General features: G+C 75.7%; 16 protein-coding genes. 10 read left to right on the forward strand and 6 right to left on the reverse strand.

Annotated features, from left to right (window positions below; genetic code table 11):
- Window positions 1-4 precede the first annotated feature (4 nt).
- The gene (locus ABZ924_RS18080) at window positions 5-742 is read right to left on the reverse strand and encodes an ABC transporter ATP-binding protein (RefSeq protein ID WP_361910187.1); all 738 of its coding nucleotides are present in this window, start codon (window positions 740-742) and stop codon (window positions 5-7) included.
- Between the two features lie 184 nt (window positions 743-926).
- Between ABZ924_RS18080 and ABZ924_RS18085 the strand changes: the two genes are divergently transcribed.
- The 5 genes from ABZ924_RS18085 (at window position 927) to ABZ924_RS18105 (ending at window position 9,674) form a co-directional block, all read left to right on the forward strand.
- A complete protein-coding gene (locus ABZ924_RS18085) occupies window positions 927-4,229 on the forward strand; it encodes an FtsX-like permease family protein (RefSeq protein WP_361910190.1) in 3,303 nt (1,100 codons plus the stop codon).
- Window positions 4,226-5,911: a hypothetical protein gene (locus tag ABZ924_RS18090; RefSeq protein ID WP_361910192.1), complete on the forward strand. Its 1,686-nt coding sequence runs from the start codon at window positions 4,226-4,228 to the stop codon at window positions 5,909-5,911. The genes ABZ924_RS18085 and ABZ924_RS18090 overlap by 4 nt, the downstream gene beginning before the upstream one ends.
- A 71-nt stretch (window positions 5,912-5,982) precedes the next feature.
- Window positions 5,983-7,128 (forward strand): hypothetical protein, encoded by a 1,146-nt coding sequence (locus tag ABZ924_RS18095; RefSeq protein ID WP_361910195.1) that lies wholly within the window; start codon window positions 5,983-5,985, stop codon window positions 7,126-7,128.
- Window positions 7,129-7,154: 26 nt separating this feature from the next.
- Window positions 7,155-8,114 (forward strand): ABC transporter ATP-binding protein, encoded by a 960-nt coding sequence (locus tag ABZ924_RS18100; RefSeq protein ID WP_361910232.1) that lies wholly within the window; start codon window positions 7,155-7,157, stop codon window positions 8,112-8,114.
- A gap of 87 nt (window positions 8,115-8,201) precedes the next feature.
- A complete protein-coding gene (locus ABZ924_RS18105; RefSeq protein ID WP_361910198.1) occupies window positions 8,202-9,674 on the forward strand; it encodes a condensation domain-containing protein in 1,473 nt (490 codons plus the stop codon).
- 50 nt (window positions 9,675-9,724) lie between these two features.
- Here the strand turns inward: ABZ924_RS18105 and ABZ924_RS18110 are convergent, their stop codons facing one another.
- From ABZ924_RS18110 to ABZ924_RS18120, 3 genes are all read right to left on the reverse strand, one after another.
- Window positions 9,725-10,954: an RNA polymerase sigma factor gene (locus ABZ924_RS18110; protein WP_361910201.1), complete on the reverse strand. Its 1,230-nt coding sequence runs from the start codon at window positions 10,952-10,954 to the stop codon at window positions 9,725-9,727.
- A gap of 120 nt (window positions 10,955-11,074) precedes the next feature.
- A complete protein-coding gene (locus ABZ924_RS18115) occupies window positions 11,075-11,434 on the reverse strand; it encodes a YciI family protein (protein WP_361910204.1) in 360 nt (119 codons plus the stop codon).
- A 185-nt stretch (window positions 11,435-11,619) separates the two neighbouring features.
- Window positions 11,620-11,889 (reverse strand): hypothetical protein, encoded by a 270-nt coding sequence (locus ABZ924_RS18120; RefSeq protein ID WP_361910207.1) that lies wholly within the window; start codon window positions 11,887-11,889, stop codon window positions 11,620-11,622.
- A gap of 182 nt (window positions 11,890-12,071) precedes the next feature.
- Between ABZ924_RS18120 and ABZ924_RS18125 the strand changes: the two genes are divergently transcribed.
- The 3 genes from ABZ924_RS18125 (at window position 12,072) to ABZ924_RS18135 (ending at window position 13,950) form a co-directional block, all read left to right on the forward strand.
- The gene (locus tag ABZ924_RS18125; RefSeq protein ID WP_361910209.1) at window positions 12,072-12,410 is read left to right on the forward strand and encodes a thioredoxin domain-containing protein; all 339 of its coding nucleotides are present in this window, start codon (window positions 12,072-12,074) and stop codon (window positions 12,408-12,410) included.
- Window positions 12,411-12,547: 137 nt separating this feature from the next.
- The gene (locus ABZ924_RS18130) at window positions 12,548-13,735 is read left to right on the forward strand and encodes a cytochrome P450 (protein WP_361910212.1); all 1,188 of its coding nucleotides are present in this window, start codon (window positions 12,548-12,550) and stop codon (window positions 13,733-13,735) included.
- A 5-nt stretch (window positions 13,736-13,740) separates the two neighbouring features.
- Complete coding sequence (locus tag ABZ924_RS18135) at window positions 13,741-13,950, forward strand: ferredoxin (protein WP_361910214.1); 210 nt, start codon at window positions 13,741-13,743, stop codon at window positions 13,948-13,950.
- A 96-nt stretch (window positions 13,951-14,046) separates the two neighbouring features.
- Here the strand turns inward: ABZ924_RS18135 and ABZ924_RS18140 are convergent, their stop codons facing one another.
- Window positions 14,047-14,250 (reverse strand): cold-shock protein, encoded by a 204-nt coding sequence (locus ABZ924_RS18140; RefSeq protein ID WP_361910217.1) that lies wholly within the window; start codon window positions 14,248-14,250, stop codon window positions 14,047-14,049.
- A gap of 137 nt (window positions 14,251-14,387) precedes the next feature.
- Window positions 14,388-14,747 (reverse strand): HGxxPAAW family protein, encoded by a 360-nt coding sequence (locus ABZ924_RS18145; protein ID WP_361910219.1) that lies wholly within the window; start codon window positions 14,745-14,747, stop codon window positions 14,388-14,390.
- 105 nt (window positions 14,748-14,852) lie between these two features.
- Between ABZ924_RS18145 and ABZ924_RS18150 the strand changes: the two genes are divergently transcribed.
- On the forward strand, window positions 14,853-15,413 hold the full coding sequence (locus ABZ924_RS18150) for a MarR family transcriptional regulator (protein ID WP_361910220.1): 561 nt from the start codon (window positions 14,853-14,855) through the stop codon (window positions 15,411-15,413).
- A 131-nt stretch (window positions 15,414-15,544) separates the two neighbouring features.
- Complete coding sequence (locus ABZ924_RS18155) at window positions 15,545-16,921, forward strand: DEAD/DEAH box helicase (RefSeq protein WP_361910235.1); 1,377 nt, start codon at window positions 15,545-15,547, stop codon at window positions 16,919-16,921.
- Window positions 16,922-17,112 lie beyond the last annotated feature (191 nt).

The raw sequence follows: 17,112 nt of genomic DNA on the forward strand, positions 1-17,112 counted from the left end.
CCCGTCAGCCGCGCGCCAACTCCTCCGCCGGTTCTGGCCGGTGGATCCGGCCGTCGCGCAACTCTACGACTTCATCGGCGAGTTCGATCAGCGCCGGGTCGTGGGTGGCGACCAGGGCCGTCACGCCCTCGCTGCGGACCACCGCCCGCAGCAGCTGCATGATGGAGCGCCCGGTCTCCGAGTCGAGCTGACCGGTCGGCTCGTCCGCGATGATCAGCGCGGGTTCGTTGGCCAGGGCGCGGGCGACGGCGACCCGCTGCTGCTGGCCGCCGGAGAGCTCCCCGGGCCGCTGGGCCGCGTGCTCGGCCAGGCCGACCAGAGCCAGCAGGGTGCGGGCGCGCTCCTCGCGCTGCGCGGCCGGGATCCCGCGCATCCGCATCGGGACACCGACGTTCTCCGCGGCGGTCAGCACCGGGATCAGGCCGAAGGACTGGAACACGAAGCCGATCCGGTCGCGGCGCAGCGCGAGGAGGCCCGCCTCGTCCAGGCCGGCGAGGTCGGTGCCGTCGACGGTGACGGTGCCCCCGGTGGGGGCGTCCAGGCCGCCGACCAGGTTCAGCAGGGTGGTCTTGCCGGATCCGGAACGCCCCTTGAGGGCGGTGAGCCGGCCGCGCCCGGCCTCGAAGGAGACACCGCGCAGGGCGTGGACGGCGCGCTCGCCACTGCCGAACGTGCGGTGCACGTCCCGCACCGCGACCATGGGGGCGGCTGCCGCCGGGCCGGCGTGGTGGTCCTCTGTCATGGTGCGGGCTCCCCCCGGAAATGGAGCGACAAACGCCGCTTCCTTCGCTTCTGCTTCGCTTCCCTCGGGAATTTGTTCATCCGTCACCTACTTCGCGCAAGACCCTTCCGCAACACGTTCGAATCTGACAGCATCGTCCGCTATCCGGGACCAGTGGTCCGGAACGGGGGAGGAACAACGGCACATGCTCGGCTTCGTCGTGCGCCGGCTGCGCGGGCGACTGCCGCTCGCCGCCGCCGTGCTGCTGACCGTACTGATCACCACCACGGTGCTGACCGCACTGCTCGCGTTCACCCGCGGCGCCGGTGAGGCGGGGTTACGCCAGGCCCTGACCGGACCGGACCGCGCCCGGACCCCCGTCCTGGTCACCGGCGACCACCCGGCATCGGCGCGCGGCCGGGACGACGCCGCCGTACGCGCCTTCGGCAAGGACCTGTTCGGCGACCGGCTGCCGGCCGGCGTCGAGAGCGCGTCGCGCAGCCGCCCGTACGGACTTCCGCGCACGCACACCCGCGGCGCCGAAACGGCACTGACGCTGCTCGCCTCCCTGGACCGCGGCCGGACCACCCTCCTGGCCGGCCGGTGGCCGGATCCCGTCGCCGCACCCGGCGGCCCGGTCCCCGTGGCCGTACCCCAGGAGGCCCTGGCCCCGCTCGGTGCGGACGCGAAGGCACTGCCCGCCGACGTGACGCTGGACGACCGCTACGGCGGTGCCCCGCTGAGCGTCCGGGTGACCGGCGTGTACCGGGCGGCCGACCCGCGCTCCGCGTACTGGCGGCTCGACCCGCTCGGCGGACGCGAGGTCCAGGTCGGCAGCTTCACCACCTACGGCCCGCTCCTGGTCGACGACAGTGCCTTCACCGCCGGCGGACTCTTCCAGAACAGCCGCGCCTGGCTGCTCACCCCCGACCTCGCGGACGTCCGCGGCACCGAAGCGGAGGCCCTGCGCGCCCGCACCGCGGACACCGCCGACCGGCTGAAGCGCACCGCGGGCCTCAAGGCCCAGACCGAACTGGACACGTTGCTCGGCGAGTTGGAGTCGGCCCGGCTGGTGGCCCGGTCCGCTGTGCTGATCGGGGCGCTCCAGCTGGCCGTGCTCGCCGCGGCGGCCCTCCTGCTCGTCGCACACCTGCTGACGGACCGCCAGGAAGGCGAGCGGGTCCTGCTCACCGCCCGAGGCGCCTCCCGGGCCCGCATCGGCGTCCTCGGCCTCGCCGAATCGGCGCTGCTCGCGCTGCCCGCCGCCGTACTGGCCCCGCTGCTGGCCCCGCCGCTGCTGCGGCTGCTCGGCGCGGTCGGCCCGGCGGCCGGGATCCCCCTCGACACCGGCGGGATCCGGCTGCTCTGGCCGGCCGCGGCCGCCTGCGCGCTGGCCTGCGTCCTGCTGACCACGCTGCCCTCCGTGCTGCGCGGGGCCGCGGCCGCCGCACTGCGCCGCACCGGGAGCCGTCGGACGCTCGTGGCCGGCGCCGCCCGCTCCGGGGCGGACCTGGCGCTGCTCGCCCTCGCCGTCCTCGCCTACCAGCAGCTCTCCCGCTACAGCGGCGACGCCCCGTCCACCGCCGGCGCCGGCGGCCGGCTCGGCGTCGACCCGGTCCTGGTGGCCGCGCCGACGCTGGCCCTGTGCGCCGGGACCGTGCTCGTGCTGCGGCTGCTGCCGCTCGCCGCCCGCCTGGGCGGGCGCATCGCGGCTCGGGGCCGCGGCCTCGGCCCGGCCCTCGTCGGCTGGCAGCTCGCCCGTCGGCCCGGCCGGGCCACCGGGCCCGTCCTGCTGCTCGTCCTCGCCGTCTCCAGCGGGGTCCTGGCCCTCGGCCAGCACACCGCCTGGTCCTCCTCGCAGCGCGACCAGGCCGAGTTCGCCACCGCGGGCGGACTGCGGATCACCGGCAGCGACCTCGCCCCGATGGGCCAGGGCGGCCGGTACGCGGCCCTGCCCGGCGGCGACCGGGTGTTCCCCGTGGTCCGGGCCGCCCAGGAGCTGCCCGGCGGCCGCGCCGCCCAGCTCCTCGCGCTGGACGCCGCCGCGGCCGAGCGGGTCCCGCTGCGGGCCGACCTGCGCGACGGGCGGCCCATGCGCGAGCTGTTCGCGCCGCCGGCCGACGGTGCGGCCCCCGGCGCCGACGGCATCCCGCTGCCCGGACAGCCGCGGCGGATCGACCTCGACGTATCGCTGCGGGTGCCCGCGGACAGCGGCAACCCGGGGCTCGGGCTGATGCTGCGCGACCGGTTCGGGCTGACGTACCGGACCCCGATGGTCCAGCTGCGCGCCGGGGGCGACACCACCGCGTCGGTGGACCTCGCCACCCTTTCCGGCGCCCCGCTCGGATCCCCCGCCGCCCCGCTGAGCGTCACCGGGATCGTGGTCAGCTACCTTCCCGCGGGCGACCGTACGGGGTACGGGAGGGGCGAGGGCCCCGTCGTCGGGGGCGAGCTGGTGCTGCGCCGCCTCGCCGTGTCCGACGGCCCGGACGGCGCGGCCGCCGCCGTCCCGGTACCGGCCCCCGCGGCGGGCGCCGGAGCCGGCTCCGGGTGGACGCTGTCCTCCCCCGAACTGCCCGGCGGGACCGCCGCCGGAGAGCTGCTGCCCGGCCCGCAGGACGGCTCGGAGCTGCTGCGGCTGCGCTACCGGGGCGGCGGCGACCCCGTCGGCGGTGCGCAGCTGGCGCTCGCACCGCCCGGGGCGCGGCCGGTGACGGAGGTGCCCGGGGTCGCCACCCGCGGCTACCTCGCCGGGGTCGGCGCGGCCGTGGGCGACCTGATCCGCGTACGGCTGGGCGGTATCGACGTGCCCGTGCGGATCGGTGCGGCGGTCGGGTCCCTCCCCGTGGCCGGCGACACCGCCCTCGCGGTCGACCTGGGCACCGCGGGACGCCTGTTGGGCGCCTCCGGTGCGCGCGAACTGCCCGCCCCTGCCGAGTGGTGGCTGCCGGCCGCCTCCGCCGACGACCCCGCCCCCGCGCGCGCCGCGGCCGAACTGCGCTCCCGCGCCGGAGCGCAGCAGGTACAGCTGCGGCAGGAGGTGGCCGCCGGGCTGCTCCGGGACCCGCTGAGCGCCGGCCCCCAGGCCGCACTGGCCGCGCTCGCCGTGGCCTGCGCGGTGCTGGCCGCGATCGGGTTCGCCGCGTCCGCGGCGGCCGCCGGCCGGGACCGGGCCCGGGAGTCCGCCGTCCTGCTGGCCCTGGGTGCTCCCCGGCGTTCCCTGGCCCGGACGGCCGCCGCCGAGGGCTGCCTGCTGGTGGGGCTCGGCAGCGCGGTCGGGCTGGCCCTGGGCGCCCTCGTCGTCCATCTGGTGGTGCCCATGGTGGTGCTGACGCCGGCCGCCCGCCGACCGGTGCCCGAGGTGCTGGTCGACCTGCCGGCCGGCGCGACACTGGCGACCGCCCTGGCCGTCGCCGCGGTGCCGCTGCTGTCGGCGGTCCTGGGCGCCCGCGCCGGAAGCGGCGGCAGGAACGTGGCGGACCGGCTGCGGAACGTGGAGGAGATGTGACCGGCCTGCAGACCCGTCCGGGCGGCGGGCGGAACGAGGCGCGCACCGGACCCGGCTCCGCCGCCGTCCGGGCGGACGGCGTGACGACGCGTCCCGCGCCCTGGGTGCGGACGCGGCTGCGCGCGGCCCCGCTGACCGCCCTGCTCGCCGCCGCCCTCGCCTTCACGGCCGTGTTCCTCGCGGCCGCGCTGCCGCGCGCCCTGGACCGGGGCGCCGACCGCGCGCTGCGCTCGTACCTGCAGGAGCGCGGGCCCGGTCCGACGAGCCTGCTCGCCACCTCCTACCACCGCTCCGGCCCGCCGACCGCCGAGGCACTCGACGCGACCCTGGCCGACATCACCGCCCGTACCGGACCGGTCTTCACCATCGCCCCGACCGGACCGGTGCACGGCTCCCAAGGTGTCAAACCACGCTCCCTGGACAACCCCGAGCTGGCCCGCCCCGAAGGCATCGCGCCCGTGCTCGGCCTGCTCCACCTGCGCCGGGCCGAGGAGCACGTGCGGCTGGTCGAGGGGCGCTGGCCGGGCGGGCGCGTCCCCGACGGGGCGCCGGTGCCGGTCGCGCTGTCGCAGCAGGCGGCCCGGACCCTCGGCGTCCGTCTCGGCACGGTGCTCGACGGCACCCCCGACCTGGCCGGGAACCCGCTGCGGGCCGAGGTGGTCGGCCTGTACGCCGCCCACTCCGAGGACGACCCGTTCTGGACCGAACTGCCCTGCCTGACCCACGCCTGCGCCAACTACACCAACACCGCTCCGCCGCGGCAGTACTGGGTGACCGCCGCCCTCGTCGGTCCGGACGCCCTCGACCGTCTCGCCCCCTGGGGCCAGGGCGCGCAGGACTTCTGGCGGCTCCCGCTGGACACCGGGCCGCTGCGCGCCGACCGGCTGCCCGCGCTGCGCCGGGAGGTCGCCTCCCTCGTCGCCGGACCGGTCGCCTCCGAGCTGATACGCGTCACCGGCCGCCCCGACCTGCGCGTCACCTCCCGGCTGCCGAAGCTGTTCGCCGAGGCCGAGGCCCGGCAGCAGGCCGCCGCGCCGCTCGCCGCCGTCGGACCGGTCGGCGTCGCCGGGGTGGCGGTCGTGGTGTTCTGCCTGGCCGGCGCGCTCACCGCCGACCGGCGCCGGGCCGAGCTGCAACTGCTGCTAGCCCGCGGCGGCTCGCCCGGCGGGATCGTCGGCCGGCTCCTGTGCGAGAACGCGGTCACCGTGCTGCCGGCCGCGGCCGCGGCGACCGCCCTGGCCGTGGCGCTGCTGCCGACCCCGCGGTGGCCGGGCACGCTGCTCGCCGCCGCGGCCGTGGCCCTGCTGGCGCTGCTGGCCTTTCCCGTCCGTGCCGCCGTGCTGCTGTCACCGCGGCGCGGGCCGGCGCCGCGGCGGCGCCTGGTCGCCGAACTGCTGGTGTTCGCCGCCACCGCCGCGGCCGTCTTCGAGGTCCGGCGGCGCGGGGTGGCCCCGGCCGGGCAGGGCCCCGACCCGCTGCTGGTGGCGGCGCCCCTGCTGCTCGCGGTCTCCGGCGGGCTGCTGCTGGCGCGGCTCCAGCCGTACGCGGTCGGGGGGGGGGGCCCCGGGGGCGGCCCCCCTTTGACGGCGGCGCCCGGGGCTCGGGGGGGGGGCTGCGGGCGGGGCCCCCCCCGCCGGGGGGGGGGCGGCCCGCCCGGGCGCCCAGCCGGGGGCGGGGCCTGATCGGCTTCGTCGGCCTGGCCCGCGCCGCGCGCGGCACTGCGGGCGCGGCCCGTCCGTCGGCGCTGCCGCTGGTGGCCCTGCTGCTGGCCGTGATCACCGGGAGCTTCGGCGCCACCGTGCTCGGCGCGGTGGACACCGCCCGGATCCAGGTGGCCCGGCAGACGGTCGGCGGCGACGTGCAGATCACCGCACCGCAGAACTCCTCCGTGCCCGAGGCGATGGCGCGGGCTGCCGCCGCGCTGCCCGGCGTACGGACGTCCGTCAGCGTGTGGAGCGACGACCAGGCGTTCGTGTTCGGCACGGCCGAGGGCTCCACCCAGGTCACGGTGATCGTCGCCGAGCCGGTCGCGTACGCGGAACTGGCCCGGACGGCGGGCCGCGGCCGCTTCGACCCGGCGCTCCTCGCCCCCGGCACCTCCGGCTCCCCGGACGCCCCCGTGCCCGCCCTGTTCGGCGGTGCACTCGCCCGGATGGCCCCGCTCGACGGGCAGCCGCTCCTGCTGCGCCCGGACGGGGGCGGCGAGGTGAAGGTGAAGGGCGTCGCCGTGGTGGACGCCACCCCGGCCCGGCCGGGCACCGGCGGGGCGGTGGTCGTCCTGCCCGCCGGTCCGGCGACGGCCGCGCTGCCCCGGACCGCCCGCCCCGAGCGGTGGTTCGCCACCGGCGCCGTCGACGAGGACCGGCTGCGGGAGGTCGTCCGGGCCGCCGAGCCCGCAGGCCAGGCCGGGAAGTTCCAGACAGCCACCAGCACCGGGGTCGCCGAGGAGCTGGCCGACGACCCGCTCCAGCGGTCTGCGGGCCGGCTGTTCTGGGCGTCCCTGGCCGGCGCGGCGGGCTTCGCCCTGCTGGCGGTCCTGCTGACCCTGGTGCGGGCCGCTCCCGAACGGGCCGCGGTGCTGGCCCGGCTGCGCACGATGGGCCTGCGCCCCCGGCAGGGCCTCCAGCTGGTCCTGGTGGAGGCGCTCCCGCAGGGTGTGGCCGCCACCTTGGGCGGGGCCGCCGTGGCCGCGGCGGCCGTGGCCCTGCTCGGGCCCGCGGTGGACCTGTCCACCCTGGTCGGCTCGACCGTGCCGAGCGGGGTCCGGCCGGCCGCGGGGCCCGTGCTGACCCAGGTGCTCGGGCTGGCCGGGCTGGTCGCCGTGGCCGTGTGCGCCGAGGCGGCGGTGTCCGGGCGGCGCCAGATCACCACCGAGTTGAGAGCGGGAGACCAGCGTTGAACACCGAGCAGCCGACCTACGAAGAGCTGCGCCGAAAGGCCCTTGCGGCCTCCGCGCCCCGCGGCCCGGAGGCGGGAACGGCCATCGCCTGCGACCGGCTGGTGAAGATCTTCAGCACCGACGGGGTCGAGGTGCAGGCCCTGCAGGGGCTGGAACTGACCGTGTCCCGGGGTGATCTGGTGGCGCTGGTCGGCGCCTCCGGCAGCGGCAAGTCGACGCTCCTGAACATCCTGGCGGGGTTGGACGTGCCGACCGCCGGCACGGCCACCGTCGACGGGTACGACCTGCTGGAGATGTCCGCGAAGGAGCGGCTGCGCTACCGGCGGGAGGCGGTGGGCTTCGTCTGGCAGCAGACCGCCCGCAACCTGCTGCCGTTCCTGACGGCTGCTCAGAACATCGCCCTGCCCATGCAGTTGCGCGGCCGTGCCCGCAGTGCGGGCCGCTCCGCCGCCGGCCGCTCCCCCGCCGGCCGGGCCGGCCGTGCGGCCCGGGTCGCCGAGCTCCTCGAGGCCCTGGACATCGCCGATCTGGCGGGCCGCCGGCCCGCCGAGCTCTCCGGGGGACAGCAGCAGCGGGTCGCGATCGCGGTGGCCATGGCCAACGATCCGGCGGTGCTGCTGGCCGACGAGCCCACCGGCGAGCTCGACTCCGACACCGGTGCCGCGATCTTCGAGGCGTTCCGCACCGTGAACCGGGAGCTCGGCGCCACCGTGGTCATCGTCACGCACGACCCGCTCGTCGCGGGCGAGGTGCGCCGCACGGTCGCGATCCGCGACGGCCGCACCAGCAGCGAGGTGCTGCGCCGCACCGTCACCGACGAGCACGGCGCGGAGTCGGTGAGCGAGCGCGAGTACGTGATGCTGGACCGCACCGGCCGCGTACAGCTGCCCCGGAAGTTCCTGGAGGCCCTGGGCATGGAGCACCGCGTGGCCGTCGATCTGGCCGCCGACCGCATCGAGGTCCGCCCCGACAGCGCCGAGGTCTGATCCCCCGGGCCGCGGCCCGGCGTCACTTCCGCAGCCCGGGTGTCGTTAGGGCCTCGGGGTTGACTTGGGGGCGAAGGGATGGCGTTGATGCGGCAGTTTCCTCTGGAGATGCACGGGATGGCACCGGGCCGGGTCGTCGAGTGGCGGCTCCGGTCCACCGCGGGGCCGGAGCCGGCCGGTGCGGGCCGGTGGGCTTCGTTCAACCAGGACAAGCACTTCACCGTCGCCGAGGAGAGCCGCGGGGCCGACGACCCGGTCGCGTCCTGGGTCGCCGTGACCTTCGAGGTCGAGGGGGCGCTGGACGAAGAGGCGCTGGCCGGGGCGCTGCTGGCGTTCGTACAGCGCCACGAGGTGCTGCGGTGCACGTTCCGGAGGCTGGCCGGGGAGCTGGCGTGCGAGCCCATCACCCCCGGCGAACTGGCCCTGGACGCCGTGCCCGTGGCCTCCTTCGACTCGAACCGGGAGCTGGTCGGATACCTGTCGGAGCGGTTCAAGCGGAGCATCGACACGCTGTCCTGGCCGCTGTTCACGATGGGCGCCGTGCTGCGCGAGGATTCGGCGACCGTCTACCTGGCCTTCGACCACATCGTCTGCGACGGGCTGTCGATGCCGGTCGTGGTGCAGGACGTGCAGGGCGCGTACGAGGCGCTGCGGCGCGGCGAGGAGCCCGCGGCGGCGCCGGCACCGTCCTACCTCGACTTCGCCGAGGAGCAGCGCCGCCGCTACCTGTCCTTCGACGCCGACGACGAACGCCTCGCCTACTGGAAGGAGTTCGTCGCGGGCGGCGACGGCGCGTTCTTCCCCCGCTTCCCGCTGGACCTCGGCGTGGCGCCCGGCCGGATGTACCCCATCGTCAACGAGGCTTCCGAGCTGCTGGACGCCGGCGAGGCCGAGGTGTTCGAGAAGGTGTGCCGGGAGGTCGACGGCAAGCCGTTCATGGGCGTGCTGGCCGCGGTCGCGGTCTGCCTGCGGGAGGCCGGCGGACCGGGCGTCTACCGGGGCTTCATGCCGGTGAGCGAGCGGGGCCGGGCCGGCTGGGCGGATTCGGTCGGCTGGTTCGTCAACACCATGCCCATCGAGTTCGACGCCTCGCCGGGCCGGGACTTCGGGCAGGTGATGGCCGGGGTGCGGGAGGGGTTCGGCGAGATGATGCGCCATATCGACGTGCCGTTCGTACGGGCCTGGCAGCTGCTGGCGCCCGAGGAGTTCGCCGCCCGCTCGTGGCCGTACCCGGTGAACTTCTTCTCGTACATCGACACGCGCAAGGTGCCGGGCGCCGGCCGGCACGAGGAGTGGCGGCCCGCGTCGCACGTGTGGTCGGCACGCGCCAACGGCGCCTGCTCCTGGTTCCAGCGGGATGCCCACGGCCTGCACATGAACTCGATCTACGTGGACACCGCCGCGGCGCGCCGCACCATGGAGGGTTTCCAGGAGGCGCTGCGCCGGACGGTCCGGGAGATCGCCCGGCACGGCTCCTTCGGCCGGCCCCTCGCGCTGGCCGCGCCGCGCGGGCCGGTCGGATCGGCGCTCGGGGCGGGGGCGGTCGCCCGCCGGCCCTGAGGGACGGGGCGCGGGTCGGCGGCCGGGTGCGTTCGCCGGCCGGGCCCGGGTCAGGCGCCTGCGGCGCGGCGCAGCAGGAGGGCCCGCTCGCGGGCGTTGGCGGTGAGCGAGGCCGCCCTTTCGAACTCGGCGCGGGCTTCCTCGCGCCGGCCGAGCCGCTCCAGCAGGTCGCCCCGTACGCTCGGCAGCAGGTGGTAGGAGCGCAGCGCGGGCTCCCGGGCCAGGGCGTCGACCAGCGGGAGCGCCGCCGCGGGGCCCTCGGCCATGGAGACGGCGACCGCCCGGTTGAGCTCGACCACCGGCGAAGGGGTCAGTTCGACGAGGCGTCCGTAGAGGGTGGCGATGGCCGCCCAGTCGGTGTCCTCGTAGCGCACGGCCTGCGCGTGGCAGCCGGCGATCGCGGCCTGGAGGGAGTAGGGGCCGCTGCCGGCCCGCCGGAGGGCGTCGACGCCGCGGCGGATCAGCAGCCGGTTCCACGTGGCCCGGTTCTGGTCGGCGAGCAGGACGGGCTCTCCGTCGGGGCCGGTGCGGGCGGCGGTCCGGGAGGCCTGGAACTCCAGGAGGGCGGCGAGCCCGTGCACCTCGGGTTCGCCGGGCATGAGGCCGGCCAGGACACGGGCCAGGCGCAGGGCGTCCTCGCACAGCGCGGGGCGCACCAGGTCGTCGCCGGCCGTCGCCGCGTAGCCCTCGTTGAAGATCAGGTAGATCACCTCGAGGACGGAGGCGAGCCGCTCCTCGCGGTCGGCCCCGTACGGGACCTCGAAGGGCACTCCGGCCTTGGCCAGGGCCCGCTTCGCGCGGACGATGCGCTGGGCGACGGTCGGCTCGGAGGTCAGGAAGGCCCGGGCGATCTCGCGGGTGGTCAGCCCGCCCATGAGGCGCAGGGTGAGCGCGATCCGGGCCTCGGTGGCCAGGACGGGGTGGCAGGCGGTGAAGATCAGCCGCAGCAGGTCGTCGTCGATGTCGTCGGGGGCGGCCGGATCGGCGGGCGGCGGCACGTCCTCCAGGGTCCGGCCGACCTCGGCGAGCTTGCGGGCGTAGACCTCCTTGCGGCGGACCAGGTCGACGGCGCGGTGCTTGGCGGTGGCCATCAGCCAGGCGCCCGGCCGGTCGGGAACGCCGGACTGCGGCCACTGCTCCAGTGCGGCGACCAGGGCGTCCTGGGCGAGTTCCTCGGCGATGCCGACGTCGCGCACGATGTGTGCGACGCCGGCGATGATCCGGGCCGATTCGATCCTGAACACCGTTTCGACCGCCTGGGCCGTGCTCGCTGCCGTCACGGCCACCCATCAGAGCAGCCGTGACGCGGCGGGGCAAACAGGGCTGGGTGGGCGGGGCAAACACGGCTGGGTGGGCGGGCCAAACGGGGCTGCGTGGACGAACACAGCCCGTCGGGGTGGTCAGCCCTCGGCGATCTCGCGGAGTTCGATGCCGACCGTCCACTCCTCCGGGTGGATCTCCAGGAACCGCCGGGTCCACTCCAGGGCCTCGGCCTTGTCCTTGGCCTGCATGAGGGCGTACCCGCCGATGACCTCCTTGGTCTCGGTGAAGGGGCCGTCGGTGTAGCTGAGCTTCCCGCCGGACCAGGTGACGCGGGTGGCCTCGGAGGTGGGCAGCAGCCCGGCGGTGTCCAGCATGACGCCGGCCTTGGTGATCTCCTCCAGCAGGGCGCCCATGCGCTCCTGGAAGCCCGGCGGGAAGGGGGTGTCGGCGGGGAGGCTGTTCTCGTCGATACGGACCAGCGACAGGTAGCGCGGCATGGTGGCTCCTCGGTCGGTGCGGGCGGGGGCTCTCCCCGCCTCTCACCCGTGCGTCGAACGGGGAGGGCCGGGATCGACACCTCGCGCAGACTGTTTTCGGGATTTTTCTCCGGCCGGTGGGCCGCAGCGTGCAGCGACACGGGCACGCAGGCCCGCCAGGCGTGCCCTGCAGCGGTCAGCGGCGGTCAGCGGCTGTCGCCCGCCCAGTCCCAGTGCCCCGGGTCGTCCGCCCGGCGGCGGTAGTGGGCCCGGCCGCCGGCCCCGTAACGGCCTATCTCCGTGGGGAGGGCCGCCTCCTCGGCGAGCCGGCGCGCGCTCCAGCCCGTGACGTCGAGCAGGAGCCCGTCCAGGGGGCCGCCCACGAGTTCGCCGTAGACGTGGCCGGGGCGCGGGCCGGGGTCGGGGTCGTCGTGGTCGGCGCCGTACACCCGGCGCCGGAGCATCCTGTCGTCCATGCCGCCAGCTTCACAGGCGGCACTGACAACGCACCGCGGCGGCGGGGCCGCCCCGCCCGCACAGGGCGGCCCGCGCGATGATGGGGGCCGCAGCGCCCGGCACCCGGCGGACGCAGCAGGGGGCGCCGGCAGGAGCACGGCCGGCACCGGGAACAGCACCAGGAACAGGAGCACCGCCGCACATGGCACTTCGGATCCACCGCCCCCAGGAGGACGCGGAGTTCGACTTCATCCTCCGCATGGCCCGGGGGCCGGTCCTCGCCTACTTCATCGGGACCTGGCCCAAGGCCCTGGAGGCCTGCCGGGCGATGGACGCGCTCGTGGCCGAGGCGGCCGAGGAGTTCGGCCCGCGCCTGACGGCCGTACGGACGGACATGACCCGCTGCCCCGGCTCGACCAGGCGGTTCGGCGTCACGGGCGCGCCCACCGCCGTCATCGTCGCGGACGGTGAGGCGGTGGCCCTGGCGGCGGGCCCGATGACGGGCACGGAGCTCCGGGCGTTCCTGGAGGCGCACCTCTGAGCGGCCGGCGACGCCTTTGGGCCACTGCGGGGAAAGTGAGCTGTCTGGCCGAAAGTGGCATGGGCGAGATAGGTGCCTGGGGCATGTAATGGGTCCAGGCGAGACGGAACCACGGAACCATGCCGATGAGGTGCTGCATGTCAGAAACCGTTGCCTTCCCCCAGGACCGAACCTGCCCCTACCACCCGCCCGCCGCGTACGAGCCCCTCCGGGCGGGCCGGCCGCTGTCGCGCGTGACGCTTTTCGACGGCCGCTCGGTGTGGGTGGTCACCGGGCACGCCGAGGCGCGCGCCCTGCTGGCCGACGGCCGCCTGTCCTCCGACCGCGACAACGCGGCCTTCCCGACCCCCACCAAACGCTTCAAGGGCCTGCAACGGCGCCGCACCGCCCTGCTCGGCGTGGACGACCCCGTGCACAACGCGCAGCGGCGGATGCTGATCCCGAGCTTCACCCTCAAGCGGACGGCGGCCCTGCGGCCCCGCATCCAGGAGACCGTGGACCGGCTGATCGACGAGATGGTCGCGAACGGCCCGCGGGCGGAGCTGGTCAGCGCCTTCGCCCTGCCCGTGCCCTCGATGGTGATCTGCGCCCTGCTCGGAGTCCCCTACGAGGACCACGAGTTCTTCGAGGAGCAGTCGAGGCGGCTGCTGCGCGGGCCGGACCTCTCCGACGTGGAGACGGCCCGCGAGCGGATCAACGGCTACCTGGCCGACCTGATCGAGCGCAAGCGGACGCAGCCGGGCGAGGGACTGCTCGACGAGCTGGTCGCGCGGCGCCTGGAGACCGGCGAGACGGACGTCGAGGAGCTGGTGTCGCTGGCGGCGATCCTGCTGATCGCGGGGCACGAGACCACGGCGAACATGATCTCGCTCGGGACCTTCACCCTGCTGCGCCACCCCGAGCAGCTGGCCGAGCTGCGCGCCGACCCGGCGCTGCTGCCGGCCGCCGTGGAGGAGCTGATGCGCTTCCTGTCGATCGCGGACGGCATGCTGCGGGTGGCGACCGAGGACATCGAGGTCGGCGGGGTGACCGTGCGGGCGGACGACGGGGTGATCTTCTCCACGTCCGTCATCAACCGCGACGGCGCGGTCTTCGAGGAGCCCGACGTCCTGGACTGGCACCGCCCGGCCCGCCACCACTTGGGCTTCGGCTTCGGCATCCACCAGTGCCTGGGGCAGAACCTGGCGCGCGCCGAGATGGAGATCGCGCTCGGCACGCTGTTCGAGCGGCTGCCGGGGCTGCGGCTGGCGGCGGAGCCGGACCGGATCCCGTTCAAACCGGGCGACACCATTCAGGGCATGGTCGAACTGCCCGTGGCCTGGTGAGCGGCGTGTCCGCGCAGCGCGCCGTCACCGGCATCGACACCGCCGTCTGCATCGGCGCGGGCCAGTGCGCCCTGACCGCGCCGGACGTCTTCACCCAGGACGACGAGGGGTTCAGCCGGGTGCTGCCCGGGCGGGAGGACGGGCACGGCAGCCCGCTGCTGCGCGAGGCCGTGCGGGCCTGCCCGGTCGCCGCCATCACCCTCCGGGAGGCCTGACCCCCGACCGGGCGTCTCGGCCCGGGACGGCAGTGGGCCCCGCCCGAATCCTCGGCGGGGCCCACTGCCGTCACACGGCAAACGCGTGAAGCGGTGTCACTGGGGGACGACCGACTCCGCCTGCGGGCCCTTGGGGCCCTGGGTGACCGTGTACTCGACCCTCTGGTTCTCCTCCAGCGACCGGTAGCCGGAGGACTGGATGGCGGAGAAGTGGACGAACACGTCGGGGCCGCCCTCGTCCTGGGTGATGAATCCGAATCCCTTCTCGGAGTTGAACCACTTCACGGTGCCTGTTGCCATCGGTGCCGATCCTTACTCAACGTTCCACGCGGGCCGCACGTGCGGTGCAGCCGTCTCGATCCTTCCCACCCGCCCCGTACGCCACACCCGGAGTGCGGCCAACCGGGGACCGCTCGAACTGGTGACCCTTCCGTACGTCATGCTCCGCCGTCCGCGGCGGGCGACAGCTCGACGGAGCGGGGCCGAGGGGCTGCGGCGGCCCGTCCGCCGGCCCGGCAGCCCAGGCAGTTCTGGTGTCCGGTGCGGGCGGTCGCGTCCCGGACCCGCCAGTCCCAGTCGGCGGCCGGGCGCGGGCCGCTCGGCTTGCCCCAGCCGGCGAGGTGCAGCAGCCAGGTAACCAGGCCGGCCACGAGGACGAGGCCGAGGCCGAGCCAGAGCCCGGGCGCCCAGGACAGGCAGATGCCGAGGCCCGCGGCGGCGCTGCCGAGGACGGCGAGGGCGGTGCCGGTCCAGCCGGCGACGGTGTGTCCGAGGTCGACGTGCCCGTGCGCGCTCATGGTTCTCCCGAAGTAGGCTCGGCGGAGCAGGAAGATTTATCTCGCGAGATAAACATCTGATCAAGAAAGTATCTCGCGAGCTAAGTAACTTAGATGCTAAGGAGCATGTGCGTGCAGGGCAAGCCCCGCCCCGCGGCCACGGCCGGGGAGGCGATCTCCCGTATGGACCACTACGTCGCCCTCGGCCTGATCGGCCAGCAGGAGGTGGCGCAGCTGCTCGGGCTCAACGTCACGGACCTGACCTGCCTGGGCCACGTCCTGGGAGCCGGGGACGAGCCGCTCTCGGCCGGCGACCTGGCCGCCCTGACCGGCCTCACCACCGGCGCGGTCACCGGCGTCCTCAACCGCCTGGAGCGCGCGGGGTACGCCCGGCGCCGGCCGGACCCGGCCGACCGGCGCCGGGTACGCGTGGTGGCCGATCCAGCGGCCGCACAGCGGGTGGTGGAGGTGTACGAGCCGTTCTACTCCCGGCTCGCCGCGGTGTTCGCCGAATACACCCCCGACGAGGTCGCCGTCATCGCCGACTGGTTCGACCGCGCGACCGCCGAGGCGCGGGCGCACCTGGCCCGCCTGCGGTCCGGGGAGCTGGGGCCCGCCTCGAAGGAGGCACTGGAACCCCCGATGGTAAAATTTCCCTTTTCGTGTCCCACGGAAGGCTCTGCATGAGGAACCCGTCACCCTACGGGCGTTTCGGCGTCAGGCCCGCCGCCAAGGCCGCCCCGAAGGGCGCCGCCAAGGCCGGCGCCCGCACGGCCGCCAAGGCCCCGCGCGCCACCGCCCTGCAGGGCGAGTTCGCGATGCCCGAGCCGGCGGTGCCGGCGCTGCCGCCGGCGGAGTCCTTCGCCGAGCTCGGCCTGCCCGCCGACCTGCTGCGGACGATGACGGAGTCCGGGGTCACGCAGCCGTTCCCCATCCAGGCCGCCACCCTGCCCAACTCCCTGGCGGGGCGCGACATCCTCGGCCGCGGGCGGACCGGCTCCGGCAAGACCCTCGCCTTCGGCCTGGCCCTGCTGGCGCGCACCGCCGGCCACAAGGCCGATCCGAAGCGGCCGCTGGCCCTGGTCCTCGTACCGACGCGCGAGCTGGCCCAGCAGGTCACCGAGGCCCTGAGCCCGTACGCGGCGGCCCTGGGGCTGCGCATGGCCGCGGTGGTCGGCGGGCTGTCCATCGGCCGGCAGGTCAGCGTGCTGCGCACCGGCGCGGAGGTCGTCGTGGCCACGCCGGGCCGGCTGAGCGACCTGGTGGGGCGGCGCGACGTGCACCTGGACCGGGTGCGGATCACCGTGCTCGACGAGGCCGACCAGATGTGCGACATGGGCTTCATGCCGCAGGTCACCGAGATCCTGGACCAGGTGCACGCGGACGGGCAGCGGATGCTCTTCTCGGCCACCCTGGACCGCAACGTGGACCAGCTGGTCCGCACGTACCTGAAGGACCCGGTCTCCCACTCCGTCGACCCGTCGGCGGCGACGGTGTCCACGATGGACCACCACGTCCTGCACATCCACGCGGCGGACAAGTACTCCTCGGCGACCGAGATCGCCGCCCGCGAGGGCCGCGTGCTGATGTTCCTCGACACCAAGCACGGCGTGGACCAGTTCGTGAAGCACCTGCGGGCCATGGGCGTACGGGCGGAGGGGCTGCACAGCGGCAAGTCGCAGCCGCAGCGCACCCGGACCCTCGCCCGCTTCAAGGAGGGCGCGGTCACGGTCCTCGTCGCCACGAACGTCGCCGCCCGCGGCATCCACATCGACGACCTGGACCTCGTCGTGAACGTGGACCCGCCGGCCGACCACAAGGACTACCTGCACCGGGGCGGCCGTACGGCCCGGGCGGGCGAGTCGGGGAAGGTCGTCACGCTGGTCACGCCGAACCAGCGGCGGGACATGGTCCGGCTGATGTCGGACGCCCGGATCCGGCCGACCATCACCCAGGTGCGCTCCGGCGAGGCCGCACTGAGCCGGATCACCGGGGCCAAGACCCCGCCCGGTGTGCCGCTGGCCGGCGCCGAGCCGACCGACGCGAAGGGCCGGCCCTCCGGGTCGGAGCTCGGCTTCCGCGGGATGGGCACCCGCCCGGGCCGGGTCGGCAAGGGCAAGGAGTCCCGCAAGACGGCCGAGGCCAAGGCCCTCGCCGAGGCCCGCCGCGCGGCCCGCGTCCGCCGCGGCCACTGACGCCGCCGGCTACGGAGACGGCGACGAGGGCACCGGCGACGGGCAGGACCTCGCGGCAGAGATAGGGATGCAGAGCGCTGGGGGGGCCCCCGCGCCACCGCCGCCGGGCCCCCCCCCCCCCGGGCTCCCCCCCGCCCGGGACACGCCAGCAGAGCCACGCGCCCGCGGGCGGGCCGCCGGGGCCCCGGGGC

Origin of the sequence: Streptomyces sp. NPDC046876 (assembly GCF_040645035.1) — a bacterium.
Lineage (GTDB): Bacteria > Actinomycetota > Actinomycetes > Streptomycetales > Streptomycetaceae > Streptomyces.

Coding starts and splice junctions, on each gene's coding strand:
- ABZ924_RS18125 (WP_361910209.1), top strand. CDS start 12,072: ATGGCACTTCGGATCCACCGCCCCCAGGAGGACGCGGAGTTCGACTTC.
- ABZ924_RS18080 (WP_361910187.1), bottom strand. CDS start 742: ATGACAGAGGACCACCACGCCGGCCCGGCGGCAGCCGCCCCCATGGTC.
- ABZ924_RS18155 (WP_361910235.1), top strand. CDS start 15,545: ATGCCCGAGCCGGCGGTGCCGGCGCTGCCGCCGGCGGAGTCCTTCGCC.
- ABZ924_RS18145 (WP_361910219.1), bottom strand. CDS start 14,747: ATGAGCGCGCACGGGCACGTCGACCTCGGACACACCGTCGCCGGCTGG.
- ABZ924_RS18105 (WP_361910198.1), top strand. CDS start 8,202: ATGCGGCAGTTTCCTCTGGAGATGCACGGGATGGCACCGGGCCGGGTC.
- ABZ924_RS18150 (WP_361910220.1), top strand. CDS start 14,853: ATGTGCGTGCAGGGCAAGCCCCGCCCCGCGGCCACGGCCGGGGAGGCG.
- ABZ924_RS18130 (WP_361910212.1), top strand. CDS start 12,548: ATGTCAGAAACCGTTGCCTTCCCCCAGGACCGAACCTGCCCCTACCAC.
- ABZ924_RS18120 (WP_361910207.1), bottom strand. CDS start 11,889: ATGGACGACAGGATGCTCCGGCGCCGGGTGTACGGCGCCGACCACGAC.
- ABZ924_RS18085 (WP_361910190.1), top strand. CDS start 927: ATGCTCGGCTTCGTCGTGCGCCGGCTGCGCGGGCGACTGCCGCTCGCC.
- ABZ924_RS18115 (WP_361910204.1), bottom strand. CDS start 11,434: ATGCCGCGCTACCTGTCGCTGGTCCGTATCGACGAGAACAGCCTCCCC.
- ABZ924_RS18140 (WP_361910217.1), bottom strand. CDS start 14,250: ATGGCAACAGGCACCGTGAAGTGGTTCAACTCCGAGAAGGGATTCGGA.